The organism is Paenibacillus azoreducens, assembly GCF_021654775.1.
In the GTDB taxonomy this organism is placed as follows: domain Bacteria; phylum Bacillota; class Bacilli; order Paenibacillales; family Paenibacillaceae; genus Paenibacillus_AQ; species Paenibacillus_AQ azoreducens.
On the sequence record NZ_AP025343.1, the window covers coordinates 51,111 to 65,617 of the forward strand.

At 46.2% G+C, this 14,507-nt stretch carries 15 protein-coding genes; 6 read left to right on the forward strand and 9 right to left on the reverse strand.

Annotation, left to right across the window (positions count from 1 at the left end; genetic code table 11):
- Position 1 precedes the first annotated feature (1 nt).
- Positions 2-403, reverse strand: a complete 402-nt coding sequence (locus L6442_RS00320) for a RidA family protein (protein ID WP_212979439.1) — start codon at positions 401-403, stop codon at positions 2-4.
- A 290-nt stretch (positions 404-693) separates the two neighbouring features.
- Between L6442_RS00320 and L6442_RS00325 the strand changes: the two genes are divergently transcribed.
- The 3 genes from L6442_RS00325 to L6442_RS00335 all read left to right on the forward strand — a co-directional run bounded on the left by L6442_RS00325 (position 694) and on the right by L6442_RS00335 (position 2,326).
- A complete protein-coding gene (locus L6442_RS00325) occupies positions 694-1,170 on the forward strand; it encodes a MarR family transcriptional regulator (RefSeq protein ID WP_194230971.1) in 477 nt (158 codons plus the stop codon).
- Between the two features lie 424 nt (positions 1,171-1,594).
- Positions 1,595-1,792 carry a WCX domain-containing protein gene (locus tag L6442_RS00330; protein WP_237100161.1) on the forward strand — a complete coding sequence of 66 codons (198 nt, stop codon included), beginning with the start codon at positions 1,595-1,597 and terminating at the stop codon, positions 1,790-1,792.
- A 129-nt stretch (positions 1,793-1,921) separates the two neighbouring features.
- On the forward strand, positions 1,922-2,326 hold the full coding sequence (locus L6442_RS00335) for a VOC family protein (RefSeq protein ID WP_212979438.1): 405 nt from the start codon (positions 1,922-1,924) through the stop codon (positions 2,324-2,326).
- Between the two features lie 408 nt (positions 2,327-2,734).
- Here the strand turns inward: L6442_RS00335 and L6442_RS00340 are convergent, their stop codons facing one another.
- The 4 genes from L6442_RS00340 to L6442_RS00355 all read right to left on the reverse strand — a co-directional run bounded on the left by L6442_RS00340 (position 2,735) and on the right by L6442_RS00355 (position 6,792).
- The gene (locus L6442_RS00340) at positions 2,735-3,628 is read right to left on the reverse strand and encodes a CPBP family intramembrane glutamic endopeptidase (protein ID WP_212979437.1); all 894 of its coding nucleotides are present in this window, start codon (positions 3,626-3,628) and stop codon (positions 2,735-2,737) included.
- A gap of 82 nt (positions 3,629-3,710) precedes the next feature.
- Positions 3,711-4,355 (reverse strand): response regulator, encoded by a 645-nt coding sequence (locus tag L6442_RS00345; RefSeq protein WP_212979436.1) that lies wholly within the window; start codon positions 4,353-4,355, stop codon positions 3,711-3,713.
- Positions 4,342-5,517, reverse strand: coding sequence for a sensor histidine kinase (locus tag L6442_RS00350; RefSeq protein ID WP_212979435.1), 1,176 nt, complete (start codon positions 5,515-5,517; stop codon positions 4,342-4,344). Before L6442_RS00350 ends, L6442_RS00345 begins: the two co-directional genes overlap by 14 nt.
- A gap of 381 nt (positions 5,518-5,898) precedes the next feature.
- On the reverse strand, positions 5,899-6,792 hold the full coding sequence (locus L6442_RS00355; protein ID WP_212979434.1) for an alpha/beta hydrolase: 894 nt from the start codon (positions 6,790-6,792) through the stop codon (positions 5,899-5,901).
- A 125-nt stretch (positions 6,793-6,917) separates the two neighbouring features.
- On the opposite strand from L6442_RS00355, the gene L6442_RS00360 reads away from it, so the two are divergent.
- Entirely contained in the window at positions 6,918-7,889 is a 972-nt protein-coding gene (locus tag L6442_RS00360) for a helix-turn-helix transcriptional regulator (RefSeq protein WP_212979433.1), read from the forward strand.
- 302 nt (positions 7,890-8,191) lie between these two features.
- Here the strand turns inward: L6442_RS00360 and L6442_RS00365 are convergent, their stop codons facing one another.
- Positions 8,192-9,544 carry an MATE family efflux transporter gene (locus L6442_RS00365; protein WP_212979432.1) on the reverse strand — a complete coding sequence of 451 codons (1,353 nt, stop codon included), beginning with the start codon at positions 9,542-9,544 and terminating at the stop codon, positions 8,192-8,194.
- 138 nt (positions 9,545-9,682) lie between these two features.
- Here L6442_RS00365 and L6442_RS00370 point away from each other — a divergent pair, with 138 nt between their 5' ends.
- The gene (locus tag L6442_RS00370) at positions 9,683-10,375 is read left to right on the forward strand and encodes a TetR/AcrR family transcriptional regulator (RefSeq protein ID WP_212979431.1); all 693 of its coding nucleotides are present in this window, start codon (positions 9,683-9,685) and stop codon (positions 10,373-10,375) included.
- A gap of 55 nt (positions 10,376-10,430) precedes the next feature.
- The gene (locus L6442_RS00375) at positions 10,431-10,664 is read left to right on the forward strand and encodes a hypothetical protein (protein ID WP_212979430.1); all 234 of its coding nucleotides are present in this window, start codon (positions 10,431-10,433) and stop codon (positions 10,662-10,664) included.
- Positions 10,665-11,281: 617 nt separating this feature from the next.
- Here L6442_RS00375 and L6442_RS00380 read toward each other — a convergent pair.
- The 3 genes from L6442_RS00380 to L6442_RS00390 form a co-directional block, all read right to left on the reverse strand.
- Positions 11,282-12,349 carry a bifunctional transcriptional activator/DNA repair enzyme AdaA gene (locus L6442_RS00380; protein WP_212979429.1) on the reverse strand — a complete coding sequence of 356 codons (1,068 nt, stop codon included), beginning with the start codon at positions 12,347-12,349 and terminating at the stop codon, positions 11,282-11,284.
- Positions 12,350-12,582: 233 nt separating this feature from the next.
- Positions 12,583-13,185, reverse strand: a complete 603-nt coding sequence (locus tag L6442_RS00385) for a DUF4062 domain-containing protein (RefSeq protein WP_212979428.1) — start codon at positions 13,183-13,185, stop codon at positions 12,583-12,585.
- A gap of 399 nt (positions 13,186-13,584) precedes the next feature.
- Positions 13,585-14,496, reverse strand: a complete 912-nt coding sequence (locus L6442_RS00390; protein WP_212979427.1) for a DMT family transporter — start codon at positions 14,494-14,496, stop codon at positions 13,585-13,587.
- Positions 14,497-14,507: the final 11 nt, after the last annotated feature.

Here is a 14,507-nt window from a genome sequence, read left to right on the forward strand (position 1 = left end):
ATTATGGGAAGATAACGATAGCGTCTATTTCGATAAGCCATTCAGGATCGGCTAGTGCTTGAACGCCTATATAGGTACTTGCTGTCTTCGGCCAGTTACGGCCAAACACATGAAATCCGGCGTCAAAAATAATCGAAATCAATTCCGGGTTGTGGTTTACCACAAAAATATTCATTTTTGCAATGTACAATGGATCCGCTCGCACGGCTTCCAATGCATACTTAAGATTGGTGAACACTTGAATCGCTTGCGCGTAATAGTCCCCTGAACCGACCAATGCTCCTGTTTCATCTACAGAAACCTGACCTGAGATGAAGGCCAGTTTAGAGGCAGTAGTTACCACGACATGAGAAATTACAGATGTAACTTTTTCCGTCAATGTCTTTGGATTCACGATTTCCATAGGCAAGCATGCTCCATTTCCATATTTATAAATCTTCTCTTAAAAAGTGGATAAGTGTTTCCGGTAGAACCTCCTTCGTGAATTATTGTTTCATATGAAATATTTTTAATGCTTATTACATAGGGAAAAATATAAAATAATATATAATATAGTTTCATATGAAACAATATGATTGTACTTGGTCACTCTTTATCCTGTCAACCCCAAGCTCAATATGAGTATGACCGTTTGTTTCTCAGAAAACAATCTATGATATAATAAAACAAATAAGTCGAGGAGCCAGCATAATCATGGATACTGCCAGTAAGAACAAAACCGCCATTCATGAATTTTTCATTCAGTTTCTTGAGCAAAAAGAGCAATATGAAACCCGAATAACTGCCACATACCTGGAGGATATCCGGAAGCATATTGAATCGGATTTCAGCTTGAATATGACGGAACTGCACACCATTGCGTGTATCGGAGAGCAGGAGCCGATCAATGTCACTTCCATCGCGGAAAAGATAAATTTAAGCAAAGGGAATACCTCCAAGATCGCAAATAAATTACTAAAGGCAGGTTGGGTGCGAAAAGCCCAACTCAACGATAACAAAAAGGAAGTGTATTTTCGGCTAACGCCTGTCGGCAAAAAGCTATTTGCTGCTCATGATGAGCTCCATACGAAGGAAAAGCAAAGAATGTACGAATTTTTGGAAAGATACAACGAACGAGAGCTTGAATTTATCAAACAGCTGTTTGAAGATATGGTTGACTTCTATCGCTAACGTACCTCAACAAACTGTACATATGTTAGACATCAATAACAATTGGAGGTGCAGTTCAAGTGAGTGGCTACTTTTAGTTAATCAATCAGGCAGTCTTTTGAAATATGTATAGAATCGTCGATTTTGGAAAATAAATACGCCGCCCTTGCGCTGGGAATTATCAGAAATAATTGCGGGACATGCGCAGGAACGGAATTTCGCTGATAGCTCCGTTAGGTTGACGCAAGGGCAGAGGAGGAGAATGACACGCATGTGCGAACATCTTGTTCCCGAATCCGCCATGGCGTTGAAGTAAGAGGCTCTCTGCACAGGAAGGCAACAGCCGCCTTATCGCCTGCTGCTCCATCACGAAGGGAGTATACCCCTTTAGACGATCGCCCACTTGCGAGTCTGCCTTCGATTTAACCATGACATCGCAGATAAGGTGAAGGAGTCGAACTATCATTTCATAGAGGATATGAAAGAGCATCAAGATGGATTGGATGTGGTCTTACGCGTTCGTCAGATGGATGAATTGCTGCAATGGGTGCTTGGCTGGGGAGCGGGCTTAATAGTGTTGGAACCCGAATCTTTCCGAAATCGGATTCGTGAGGAAGCCCAAAAAATTCCAAAACGCTACTGACATAACGTTGTCAGTAGCGTTTTTTTATAATTGGACATGTAAATGTAAAGGAGATAGATAAGTAAAAAAGTATGTGTTGCAACGGTTGTAGGACGCAGCCAAACCTATTATTAGGAAGGATGATATCTTATGAATTTCGCTTCTGTACGCATCATTACTGACGACGTGGATCGTCTCGTCGAGTTCTATGAGAAAGTCATGGGGGTTTCGGCGGAGCGACCCGCGCCCGTATTTGCCGAACTCGTTGTGCCATCATGCACCCTTGCAATCGGCCACTCCCAGACGGCGCAGCTAATCGGCGCCGGTTCCGTAGTGGGGGCCAACAATCGCACTGTCATTATTGAGTTCCGCGTCGACGATGTCGAGGCCGAATATGTGCGATTGAAGCCATTTGTCGATGATTGGGTAAAGGAACCGACCACGATGCCGTGGGGGAACCGTTCTATGCTGTTCCGCGATCCCGACGGCAACCTTCTTAACCTTTTCGAGCCGGTGACCGAGGATGCGATTAAACGGTTTAGAGGCAGACATTGACGGGCAGTAAAGAACTTGCCGTTACAGACAGCGCGGAGAACCGTATCACAAGTAGGACGAAATCTACCTGTCGAAAAATAAAGCAGATGGGTTGGGAAATTTATATTTCGAGAGGCTGCGAGCATGATCGGCAGCCTTCGTTGCGTTAACGGGCAGTAGAGCGTGGCAATAGAGAAGATGATAATATTCACAAAGGGAAACATGAGTTCTAAAATGGCGAGAATAACCTTTTATTGGAGTATTAGAGAGAAGAAGTGATTCGTGGGAGTGATAAATATGCCGACTTTTATATTGAGCGGGGCACGACTTTTTTAGCGAAGATGCAGGTTACCCGTTAGTATTCCTGCATGGTCTCCATGGAAGCAGCAAGATGATCTGATATTTATTTAGAGGGAGCAGGTCGGCCGTTTACTTTGATACAGGAAGGTTCCCAGCCTCATCCCCTCGTTTCCGTGCAGCCCCAATTAGCATAGGAATGGAGATCAGTAGACTGACTACAACCGGAACAATAGAGCCCTCAAGTCCAAATTCGCCCCCGGTGAGAAGTGCGTCACCGTTCACTTTTACAGTAAATAGACCGGCAGCAACGTGTCCGGAAACAGGAATGCCAAGCAAGCCTTCCATGGCATTCCAGGCAAAATGCAGTCCCATGGTGAACCACAAGTTCCGCCGCCACAAGAATGCGGCCCCGAGCAGCACACCTGCTTCCAGGACTATGGCGAACGAGCTCCATAATGTTGCCCCCGAATTTCCAAGATGGGCAACTCCAAAGAATAGAGAGGTCACAGCAAGGGCGAGCGGCCTTCCCCCCATTTTATCCATGGCTTGAAACATAAGTCCTCGAAAGATCAGTTCCTCGACAATTGCTGCCCCTAAGGCTGTTCCAATGCAGGATATTAGAACAGAACTTGTATCCGCAGAACTTGCCCACTGGAAGGAATACCCTCCCAGAGCCATAATAATAACAGCCGATCCTGTGATAAAGACGGTTCCGGTTAGTACGCCCAGAACAGCATCAATCCCTGCGCACTGTCCAGATATTTCTGGAGCGGACCGCCGGGCCAGGTAGGTCATCGTGAGTTTATAAACCAAGATGGACAGAAATCCCATTACTAGTGTAAAAATAAGGGAAACCGTCCCCTCTGCCCGCTCTGTCAGCTGCCGGAAGAACGCTTCTATGAGAATTATACCGACAGCCCCCGCAATCATCCAGACGATTGGAAAGCGCCAAAATGAACTCCAAACACTTAACTTTCTGCCATTTTGCAGCAGTTCTGTATTTCTAGACCTTTTTCTCTTCATGCCTCATATCACCTCTTCTGTTGTTCGATGCTATGAGTATAGGCGGAAAAAGTCATAAAGAGACAGTGCGCTTTGGTCATAATTAATGATCCATAAATCCTGAATCTCGGGCTTTGCGGGCGGCCTCCCGCCTTCCTTTCACATTAAGCTTGGAATAAATCGTTGAGATATAATTTTTAACCGTCCCTTCACTAAGATACAACACCTCGGCAATTTCCTTATTACTCAGGCCCGCAGCCAGCTTATGCAGCACTTCTATTTCACGGGCAGTGAGCCCAAATTCATTCTTTTTCTCAGGGGTGGCATTGTTCATGTTCTTGATCATTTTGCTCGCCATTTCCTGCGAAATTAAAGTCCCTCCCGCCTGAACGACCCGTATGCCTGCAGCCAGGTCTCTGGGATGAATGGCTTTGAGCAGATAACCTTCTGCCCCATAGCTTAATGCCGCTAACACATACTCGACTTCCTTATAAGAGGTCAGCATGATGATTTTGGTTGCAGGTATTCGCTCTTTAATCAGGGCCGTTGCGGCGACGCCGTCCATGACTGGCATGTTGACATCCATCAACACAATATCCGGCATAAACTGCTCACATCCCTTTACGGCTTCTTCCCCATTTTTGGCTAAACCGACAATTTCCAAATCCTCTTCCATGGACAGCACGATATGTAAGCTCTCAAGAATTAACTCTTGATCATCGGCAAGCAGCACTTTAATCTTCACCATGCGGCATCACTCCTTTCAGCGGGATTTCGCATCTGACTTCGGTTATCGCTGGAGTTCCCTCCCCAGATGATAGGTGTAGGCGGCCTCCCAACCGCTCAACCCGATGTTCCATCGTGGTCAAGCCGAAGCCATAATTTAGCTTGTCGATCGGTTTGCCGTTATTTCGAACAGACAATTGCAGATTGCTCTCGGAAAATCTAAGCTCCAGATGCAGTTGAGATGCTTTTCCATGCTTTAGCGCGTTTGTAAAGGATTCCTGGATGACCCGAAGGATCGCTTGCCGTACTTCAAAACGTATGGACCGTTCTGTCTCCGGCAGACTCATAGTCAGGGCCGTACCCGTATGCTCCCGGAAACGGGCTACAAGGGATTCAACCTGTCGGATTAGACTTGATTCCTCTTCTTCCCCCATCTCGTGTACGATGTTTCTCATTTCGTCCAGATTTTTCTCTGCCAATGTTCTTAAGCGAATTAACCGATCTTTGGCCTCGGCAGGCTTGCTATCCATAAGGGCAATAGAGGCATCAAGGCTCAGAATGAGTGAGATAAAGGAATGCCCCAGTGTATCATGAAGCTCCTTGGACATGCGGTTGCGCTCTTCAAGCAAAGTCATTTTCTCAATCTCGGCCGTGTAGTGAGTTAACAGCTTATTTTGCTGCTCCACTTCGGCTACCAGTTCATTCTTCTGATAATACGCGTTGGCGACGAAGCTTGCCCATATGCCGATGAAGCAGAACAGCAGATTGTCTGTTCCGATACTTAGGGTTTGCTCCCAAGATAATCTTAGGTAAGACTGAAAGGAAAAGGGGATGGAAACAACTACGGGAACGATCCAAAGGGATTGCTTAGTCAATAAGTACCCCATTGTAAGACTCGGCAGCAAATAGTCCGCTTTTGAAGTCAGATCCGGATGAATAACAGAATTCACATAATAAGAACCGCCAAGCAATAGCTCCAATATGCAAAACCAGACTTTGTTCATCCGGCGCCCAGGAAACCAGAACAGCAAAGGGACGACAAGGGCTAAGCTCAGCCAGATCACGTTTAATAACTTTTGGTTCGAAAACTCGCCTACTGCCAGAGCCCGGGACAACAGCAAAATATAATGGTATAGACGAAGAGCGAATATACCCCAATCCATAAAAGATAATATTTTTTTCATATCAACATCTTACAGCAAATCTAAAAACTCTGGTGAAGAATAAAGGATTTCCGAAAAACAGTTTATAGGCGAAAACGTAATACCCAAAATTGATCCATTCCATTTTCCATTCATGACCATCGCCGCGCCGATAATGGCTGAACGCCCGTCGTATGGGAGATGGCCTAGGAGCCAACTCCCTTATAGCACTCTTGGTGGTCTTTGTTATTGTGATTAGCGTTTTTTGGTGTATAAATCACTCAAAAAGTGAAATTTAAAAATGAAGAGGAACGGAGTGACATACATGTATCCACCAAGAAGCGGATTTAATGACAAAGGCGGCTCTCCTATTATACGTTTTCAACTCTCGTATTCGTTAGGATTGTTCTATCAAGCAACTGTTCATCTGAGATGCTGTGTGATGAAGAGCGCAGCACGGTCCAGGGCTTGATCGGCTTCATCGAGAATACCAGTGAACGCCTGGAAAACATGCGGGACGTCGGCGGTAACGTCAAGGATTACATCCACGCCTGCTGCCCGTGCACGGTCGGCTAACTGCGTGGAGTCGTCAAGGAGTAGCTCGTTAGTTCCAACCTGTAGCAGGAGCGGCGGGAATCCGGTAAGATCGGCGAACCTGGCGGGGCTTATGAGTTCATGATTCGGGTCCTGTCCAGCGAGATACATCGCATCCGTGAATGCAAAGCCCTCACGGGTGAAGAACGGGTCGAGCCCCATTTTGCTATTCATACTTGCTCCGGAGTGCGTCTTATCCAGCCCCGGCGAGAAAGCCGCTACCGCTGCTGGCATCGGCAGACCTGCGTTCCGTGCCATCAGGCAAGTCGAGACAGCAATACCGCCACCGGCAGAGTCGCCAGCAAACGCAATAGACGTCGCCTGGGCTCCGTTGTCCAGAAGCTCACGATAGGCTGCGAGAGCATCTTCAAGAGCCGCAGGGAACGGATGTTCCGGAGCCAGACGATAATCGAGTGAGATGGACCGGATCCGGGTCCTGTTGACCAGGTTCGCGGTAAGGGACATGGCAGTGTAGGGGGAACCCATAATATACGAGCCGCCATGGAAATAGAGAATGATTCCTGTGCGGGCATCCTGTGCGGGGTCAACGATCACGCCGGGGCGATTACCCAAGGTCGTCGGCGCGTTCCGAACGCCCGCAGGTACTTTCATAGTTGCCATCATGGCAGCGAAGTTCGCGCGCATTTCCTCGACGCTTTGTGGTTTGGTGGGCTCAGGACGCCGCAGCATTTCATCCAGAATTTTACGTTGTTCTCTAGACATATGATGTTCTCCTTCTCTTTTTTTAGTCGCTTTCCACCGTAATCTCTCCCAACGATCCGGCTTATTCATAGTGTATAATATAAATGTGACAGAACTTGTCACTATATTTTTTGGGGGTGAATATAATGGGAAAGTCGAGGCGCCTGATTGAATTGATGATGGCAGTAAATCGGAAGCGGAAATTCACCGTCAAAGAGCTTGCTGAAGAATTTGGTGTGTCTACCCGGACTATGCTGCGCGATTTGCAGGAGCTTAGTGGAATGGGAGTGCCTTTATACTCTCAAGTTGGTGCAGGAGGTGGATACCAGGTTCTTACAGAGCGAACCCTTCCACCGATTTCATTTACGGAAAATGAGGCATTCTCCATATTCTTTGCTTCCCATGCTCTTCGACACTTCAGTTCGCTGCCCTTCGAGGCATCTGCAGAGTCCGCACTTCGAAAATTTTACAGGCATTTATCGGATGATGTGAAAAGTCAAATAGACGAGATGCGGCACCGAATTGATTTCTTTACGCATACACGCCCTGAACGAGCTGGCTACCTTGAGATATTGCTCCAAGCGTCCATTAGAAAGTTGCCCGTGACAATCAATTATGGAACACAGAAGTATGAGACCAATGAAAGAACGATTCAACCCATCGGTATATATGCCCATGAGGGATATTGGTTTTGCCCAGCTTACTGCTATTTGCGAAAAGCTTTCCGATTATTCCGGGTAGATCGGATATGGTCAGCCGTTTGGGCGGATGCCGAAGCGTTGCCTACAGTAGATGTTTCAGAGGTGGATTTAACGAATTGGGGACTGCATTTCTACAGCAAACTGGAAAGCGTAGATGTCAAAGTGAAACTAACGGCAAAAGGGATTGAGTTATTCCGAAATAAGGGCTGGATTTTCCCTTGGGGAGAATTACATAGTTCCAATGACGGCACAGGCATACTACAGATGGGTATCTTCCCCTCAGAAATACGATTCTTTGCTGAATACTTCTTTTCGTTCGGTGCTGAAGCGGTCGTGCTCCAACCGGAGGAACTAAGAGAAGCTGTCAGAAGGAAGTTGGTCTGTGCGCTCGAAGAGTATAATGTCCCAAACTCCTAGTCTTCGATTTCGATTTTAAAGGTGGATCGGAATTCTTTTGGGCGTTAGATGCAGAAAACGAGCTTATCCTTATGTCAAGGGGCTTTTCCGGACAATAGAAAAACCCCTTCCCCTATGTCAGCAAAAGGGGCTGCGCTTAAAAAATGCTTTGTGAGTTGGGCGTCAATCTGCTTTAATTTCTTCACAGAACAACCGTCATTTTCTTAGCAAGCTCAGACAAATTTTTGGTTTTAAAAAAAAGATTATGTTACGCAAATGGGCAGTTTAGAGCCCTTATCCTGCCTTCTTGCGTGTTATGTTTCTTACTGTACTAAACTATCCAAATCCGGCTGTAATTTGGATCGCAGAACGTACAGCATGATGGCGCCAACAAGGAACGCGACGGCATCCGCAATGACGAGTGACCAGACTACCCCGTGGAAGCCGTTCATACGATTGGCGATAAACAGCACAGGAATTAGAGTAATTCCTTGAATAACTGACATCACAAACGCTGCTGTTCCTTGCGCCGTCGCTTGGAAGATCCCCGTAAACAACGTGGTCATTCCTGTAATGAACAAGGATAAGAACGTCACATGCAGAATATAGCTGCCCATTTCAATCAATTGCGGGTCATTCGTAAATAAACCAATTAAGTGGTCGGAAATAAGATACACAATGACGCCGAACACGACGGCTAACGCCACAATCACTTTGATCGTGAATCCAATGGTATGCTTCATGCGTAATTTATTTGCTGTAAAAGAGAAGGCAAGGAGCGGCACGACCCCCTCGCATAAACCCATCAGAATAAACTCAGGAAATTGCAATAAACGTGATGAAATTCCGTAAGCCGCTACGGCCGGATCCCCATATTCAACAAGGAAATGATTAAAGATAAGAGACATCGCTCCTAAGAAGATGCTCATAATAAAGACGGGAACTCCAATTTTGATTACATTGCCCAGAATGTCCTTGGTAGCCTTGAACCATTTTATGGATACAGTTAAGAATTGGCTCTTATATCTCATATGGAAGGCATAGAATGCACCCGCAACCAAGTTAGAAATGACCGTAGCAGAAGCAACGCCGATCACGCCCCAATGGAAGACGAAGATGACTAACGCATCAAGAATAATATTTACGACAACACTGAGAATCATACCGGTCATCGATGTGATTGCAGCGCCCTCCGAGCGCACGATATTCTCCAGCGTGAAGAATAATACGACGAATGGCGAACCTATAAGCATAATCGTGACATAGTCCTTCGTAAATCCGAAGGAGTCAGGCGTTGCCCCCAGGCCATGAACGATGGGATCGATCAACGGGAGGCCGACGGCTATCACAATAAGACCGAGAACTAAGCTGCTGTAAAAGGCGAATGAAGACACATGTTTTACATCATCATATTTCTTCTCTCCTAGCAAACGTGAGATAAATGTCCCGCCGCCTATACCAATCAAGTTGCCTAGTGCCATAATGATCGCGAATAACGGCAGGGTTAGCGCGAGTGCGGTTAACATTGCTGTATTGTGGAGTGTGCCGAGAAAATAGGCATTCAGGATGGAATAGATGACACTCATTGACGTGCCTAACATCATCGGTACGGCGAAGTGAGCTACGGCTTTGGCGATGGGTGCTTTCTCAAAGTATTGAAGGTTTTCTGCATCCATATGGATCACCACTTTCTGCTTTAATATTGGTCCTTCATCTAACGGTGTTAGTTTGAACCTTACAGTGTTAGATGATATCATGGATATATAAGCTTGTAAAGCATAAACTTACACTGTTAGATAAAAGGGTGGATACGGATGAAAAAACAGCAGCCTCAGATTTCGGAGGATAAGATACTGAAAGCCTCATGGGAGCTTCTTGGAGAAGAGGGTATCGAAAAGCTCAGCATGCGGCGATTGGCCGATCGGCTGGGGATTCAGGCGCCCTCTTTGTATTGGTACTTCAAGAGCAAGCAGGAGCTCTATCAGCGTCTTGCCAACCAGGTATCGAAAATCATTCTGGATGAGTTCCACTCCGAGGGGGACTGGAGGGAGCAGCTGACGGGGCTTGCGGTTACAGTACGGAGTGTACTTAGCCGGTATCCTTGCTCTACGCAGCTTATGATGATGACGCTGCCCCACGAACCGGACATCATCCGGTTCACCAACCGTATGCTGCTCTGCGTAGAATCGACTCCACTTGACCAAGAGCAGAAAATACAAGTAGTTCTCACCCTTGTGAACTATGTCTATAACTTTGTTCTGGATAATTATCAGCATCAGCGCAATGTCTCCGCAATCCTTAAGGAGCGGAAAGATCTTCCAGGAGGAGAAATGCTTCACCTCCTGGACTCCATGAGCGAGACGGAAGCGGGTCTGTTTCGGAGGATGTTCAAGAGTGGGCTATTTGAGCTGATGGGGACCGACAGTGCGTTTCAGTTCGGCTTGAAGTTGATTCTGCTCGGGATTGAGCAGGTGATAAAAAGCAGCTCTGAATACGATTCTTTGTGAGACGGAATGGCTTCGTTATCATAGCTTTGTTCAAGAATGGGATGAAGGAATTTGTATGGCAAAAATAGATAATGGGGCAGGGGATCATCTTATCATGTTGTTTTCCGTTGAAGGCTCCATCATCAAGGGTTTTGATCATGAATCCCAATTAAGCCCGTATGCACAAGACGAACATAAAGTATGGCCAGGTATCTATGATAACGTTCCAAGCGAATTATTATCTCATCTGGAGCATTCCGTTGGCCGGGTTGGAATTTTTCAGCGCATTTTGAAACTGGCCGTAATGTAGCCGCAGATGCAAATTACATTGCAAGCGTCATCAAAGATTGTCCGCCTGAAATCAAAGATTGTGCCGAACGCATTCGCTTCGTATTCTCGCCTGATGAAGGACGGGATTTCACGAATCATATCATTTGGGCGATAGACTATTTGTCGGAGATACCAGGCGCAATCATTTTTGATGAAAGTCAAAAAGAAATAATTCGTTGCTGGTAAAGAGGTAGCCTGACTATAATAGGGGACTTCTGCACACTCGAAATATTAAATAAATTACAAGGGTTGAAATTGTTGCAATGGAAAATTGCAATCCGATTGAACTCACCTTTACCAGAAAGCTCTGTTGGAGTCGGTGAGTGCTTTGCGTATAAGCCGAAGCGGGATCCCAGGCGGATTGGTTTTTTATCCAGTCGGCGCACCGTTTCAGCTTTTCGGGTTGCAAGTACGTCGTTCTTCGATTTTAACTGTTTGATGCGCTCGGCGAGCAGGTCGTTGTCGGTCGTAGCGCTTTCGTAGCCAAAGGATATCGTAAATGAAACAGAAACAACGACCCGCGCACTTCGGGCATCTCAAGCATTGACAGGAATTAGCAGGTTATCGCTCTGCATGAAATATCTGTGCTTGCTCAAGTTATTTATTCATTTTGTTTGACTTCCAACTTTGCTCATGATTTAGCAGCCATTCTTTACGTGCAACTCCGCCACCATACCCACCGAGTTTGCCATCTGTATTGATTACGCGGTGACAAGGGACGACAATCGCCAGCTGATTGGCGCCGTTTGCTTGCGCTACCGCGCGATAAGCGGTGGGTTTTCCAAGCGCCAGCGCGATGTCGGCGTAGGAACGGGTTTCCCCAGGTGGAATCTGCTGTAATTGCTCCCATACGCTTCGTTGAAATGGTGTTCCAATAAAATGAAGAGGGGTCCTGAACTCGGTTAACGTACCCTCGAAGTATTGAGTCAGTTCTTGTTCAATCGATTGAATGGGTTTTGTTTGGCCGGGAATTATAGCTGCTTTCAATCTTTTTCTCAGTCGTTCAACCTCTCGTTCTAGTCCTCGACGGTCCACGAATTCCAGCAGAAACAGCCTGATCTCGTCGGATATGGCGATCATAGGGCCAAGCTGCGTGTCCAACCACGCTGCCTTGAAAATACGGCTGTCATCCAGGAGTGTAGGAGGTGCGCCCATTATGCGAGAGAATGCATCTCTAAATCCGCTACTGGAATCGTAACCTGAAGCTAATTGCGTATCGATAATCTTCTCCCCCAATCGGATGCTCTTTAAAGCCAGTCCCATTCGACGTGCCCGAGCGTATTCAACGAATGTCATGCCAAAGCGCTTTTTGAACTGACGGCGGGCAGTGGACTCATCGATGGATAGAGTCTTAAAATCATGCCCCTTCCAACGTTTCTCCGGGTTTTGCTCAACTGCTTCGACGAGTAGCCGGACGATATCCGAGACTTGATTCGGATGCGACATGGGTCGGCAGCGCTGACAGGGACGGAAGGAAGCCAGAAGCGCTTGCTGAGCAGTCTCATAGAACTCGCAGTTTTCGTATTTCGGTTTCCTAGCAGGACAAGTCGGTCGGCAAAACACACCTGTGGACGTGACACCAACGTAGAAGACGCCTTCATAGTCAGATCTTTTCTCGACAAGCGCATTATAATATTCGATTTTGCGTTCCTCATTATGGATCATAATTGTTGCACCTTCGCATTAAGAATGAGTTTATTATACCCTGCGCTTATGACAGCCGTAGCCGAAAATCAGGCATTAATTTTAAAGAATTGTATCGATATCCAAAGTGCGCTAGAACGTATCTTTCTAAAGAAAGAATCACCCGCTTGCATAAGAAGGCAAATAAAAAGAGACACTGATTATAGTGTCTTTTGTGTTCTTTCCTTTGTTTTTTTATTCCTGGATTCCCCATATCATTCACTTGTTTTTTTATTTTCCTCTAACTCAGCATTTAATTTAGCATTCTCTCTTAACAAACTTGCATTCTCTTCCCATAACTTTTGTACGTCTGGGACATCCTTGCCGGAAAACCAGCCGCATAAATCGTCTCTTCCTGCATACTCTTGCAATTGATCATGAATAACCAACTGGATATGCTGTACATCTTCAACATAAAATGTGGGTATTTCCTCCAACACTGATCGCTTAAACTCTTGAAGCTTCTGATAGTATCCTCCTAACTCAAAGTCATATGGCTTTTGTTCTAATGCTTCATCTGTGACAACAAAAGCAAACCTGGGTTTACCAACTTCTCCGGCATAATCATATTCCCAATGAGTATAACTCTTTGATTCATCATCACGAAGTGTTAAACCATAGAATCCTCCGAGAATTAGGATATATACATCAGATTCGTCGATCGATCTCTTAATAATTCCCATTTGAGTTTCCTTGAAGAATAGCCCAACTCCAGCAGGAATATGACCAGCTTCAAGTACAGCTTCTACAGCGGCATGTCTTTCCTCAACTAAATCAGCATAAGTAGACGATATGTAGACTTGTAGTTTTTTTCTCATAAGCCACCTTTATGAAATGAAATTAATATAAATCATACCGTTGGCTCACTCCATCTGTCAATATTTACCGAAATCCGCTTCTCTAGTATATGTCGCGGTTTTATAAAAATATTGTCCAGAACATTCGGGGCGTTGTAGCTTCCCCTTTCAGGGCAACCGAAAGGATTATGGACGCAAGAGTTTAAAGGAGTGCGGAGAGAAAAGAAGTAGTGTTACTTTATTAACGGGATTTCAGGAGCCTGTCGTCACGACAGCTCCTTTCGTGTTTTTAGCAGACAGACCCGTTAAGTTGAACCCTATCACAAGCAGGGTGAAAATTTTGTAGCAGCAGCTGCCCTTTTGGCGTGAAGGCAATGTGACAGAATATTGCTATTGTAGCCTCGATTGCCGCGTAGGCCATCACCTCTCCACAGGGGATAACTCTAGTTTATCGTCATGCGATTTCCTTGTTCTCTTCCCCTGTAATGTGGCTAGAACTACCCCGCAAATGATTAGAACGGATCCTACCACTTGCGTTAAGGAAATCGGGGTCCCAAGCGTGATATAACCTAAAACCATGGCAACAAACGGCTGTAAATTCAGAAACAGCGATGCTTTAGCCGCCCCTACTTTTCGAATCTGTCCATTCCAGATGACCGCGCATAAGCCCTGAATAAGCAGCGCCGATCCGATCAAGAGAACCCACCACCAGAAGCGGGGCTGGGCCTGTACGTGAGGCTCGCTCCAGATCGCTATCGGGTATACCGAAATGCAGCCCAGCACCGTCGTATACACGGTTGCGACCAATGCGTCCATACGTTCCGTCAGCTTTCTCATTAGGATCATAGATCCTGATAACGCCAGCATACAGACAAACATGATCGAGATGCCTGGAGTGATGGCAATTCTCAAGCCTCCGCCATGTCCAACGACGAGGAAGACGCCGGCGAAGGCGACAATCGAGCCCGCGGCCATGCGGATCGTAAATGGTTCTTTCAAAAATAAGCGGGCAAACAGCGCTGTGAAAATCGGAGCTAACGACAAGATGAGCGAAGCCGTCGTTGCATCCGTTGTCCGAAGCCCCGTAAAGAAAGAAACTTGATGCAGCAGCATCCCGATCAGGACGAATGGCACCAAATAAACGGAGTCACGTAACGTAATCTTCGTTAAGCGACGGGTTGCAGCCAAATAAATAAGCAGGAACACCGATGAAACCATAAGCCGGTATGCCGACAGGTGCAAGGCGGGAAATGCTTGCAGCAGCAGCGAGCCTAAGACGAAATTGCTCCCGTAAAGGGTTGCACAAAATAAGAGAAGCAAATAAGATCGCAAGCAGATGCGCC

What these genes read in the sequence shown, in the direction of transcription:
- L6442_RS00340 (WP_212979437.1), bottom strand. Translation starts at nt 3,628, where the DNA reads ATGAAGAGAAAAAGGTCTAGAAATACAGAACTGCTGCAAAATGGCAGA.
- L6442_RS00365 (WP_212979432.1), bottom strand. Translation starts at nt 9,544, where the DNA reads ATGGATGCAGAAAACCTTCAATACTTTGAGAAAGCACCCATCGCCAAA.
- L6442_RS00350 (WP_212979435.1), bottom strand. Translation starts at nt 5,517, where the DNA reads ATGAAAAAAATATTATCTTTTATGGATTGGGGTATATTCGCTCTTCGT.
- L6442_RS00320 (WP_212979439.1), bottom strand. Translation starts at nt 403, where the DNA reads ATGGAAATCGTGAATCCAAAGACATTGACGGAAAAAGTTACATCTGTA.
- L6442_RS00360 (WP_212979433.1), top strand. Translation starts at nt 6,918, where the DNA reads ATGGGAAAGTCGAGGCGCCTGATTGAATTGATGATGGCAGTAAATCGG.
- L6442_RS00355 (WP_212979434.1), bottom strand. Translation starts at nt 6,792, where the DNA reads ATGTCTAGAGAACAACGTAAAATTCTGGATGAAATGCTGCGGCGTCCT.
- L6442_RS00375 (WP_212979430.1), top strand. Translation starts at nt 10,431, where the DNA reads ATGGCAAAAATAGATAATGGGGCAGGGGATCATCTTATCATGTTGTTT.
- L6442_RS00345 (WP_212979436.1), bottom strand. Translation starts at nt 4,355, where the DNA reads ATGGTGAAGATTAAAGTGCTGCTTGCCGATGATCAAGAGTTAATTCTT.
- L6442_RS00370 (WP_212979431.1), top strand. Translation starts at nt 9,683, where the DNA reads ATGAAAAAACAGCAGCCTCAGATTTCGGAGGATAAGATACTGAAAGCC.
- L6442_RS00380 (WP_212979429.1), bottom strand. Translation starts at nt 12,349, where the DNA reads ATGATCCATAATGAGGAACGCAAAATCGAATATTATAATGCGCTTGTC.
- L6442_RS00325 (WP_194230971.1), top strand. Translation starts at nt 694, where the DNA reads ATGGATACTGCCAGTAAGAACAAAACCGCCATTCATGAATTTTTCATT.
- L6442_RS00385 (WP_212979428.1), bottom strand. Translation starts at nt 13,185, where the DNA reads ATGAGAAAAAAACTACAAGTCTACATATCGTCTACTTATGCTGATTTA.
- L6442_RS00335 (WP_212979438.1), top strand. Translation starts at nt 1,922, where the DNA reads ATGAATTTCGCTTCTGTACGCATCATTACTGACGACGTGGATCGTCTC.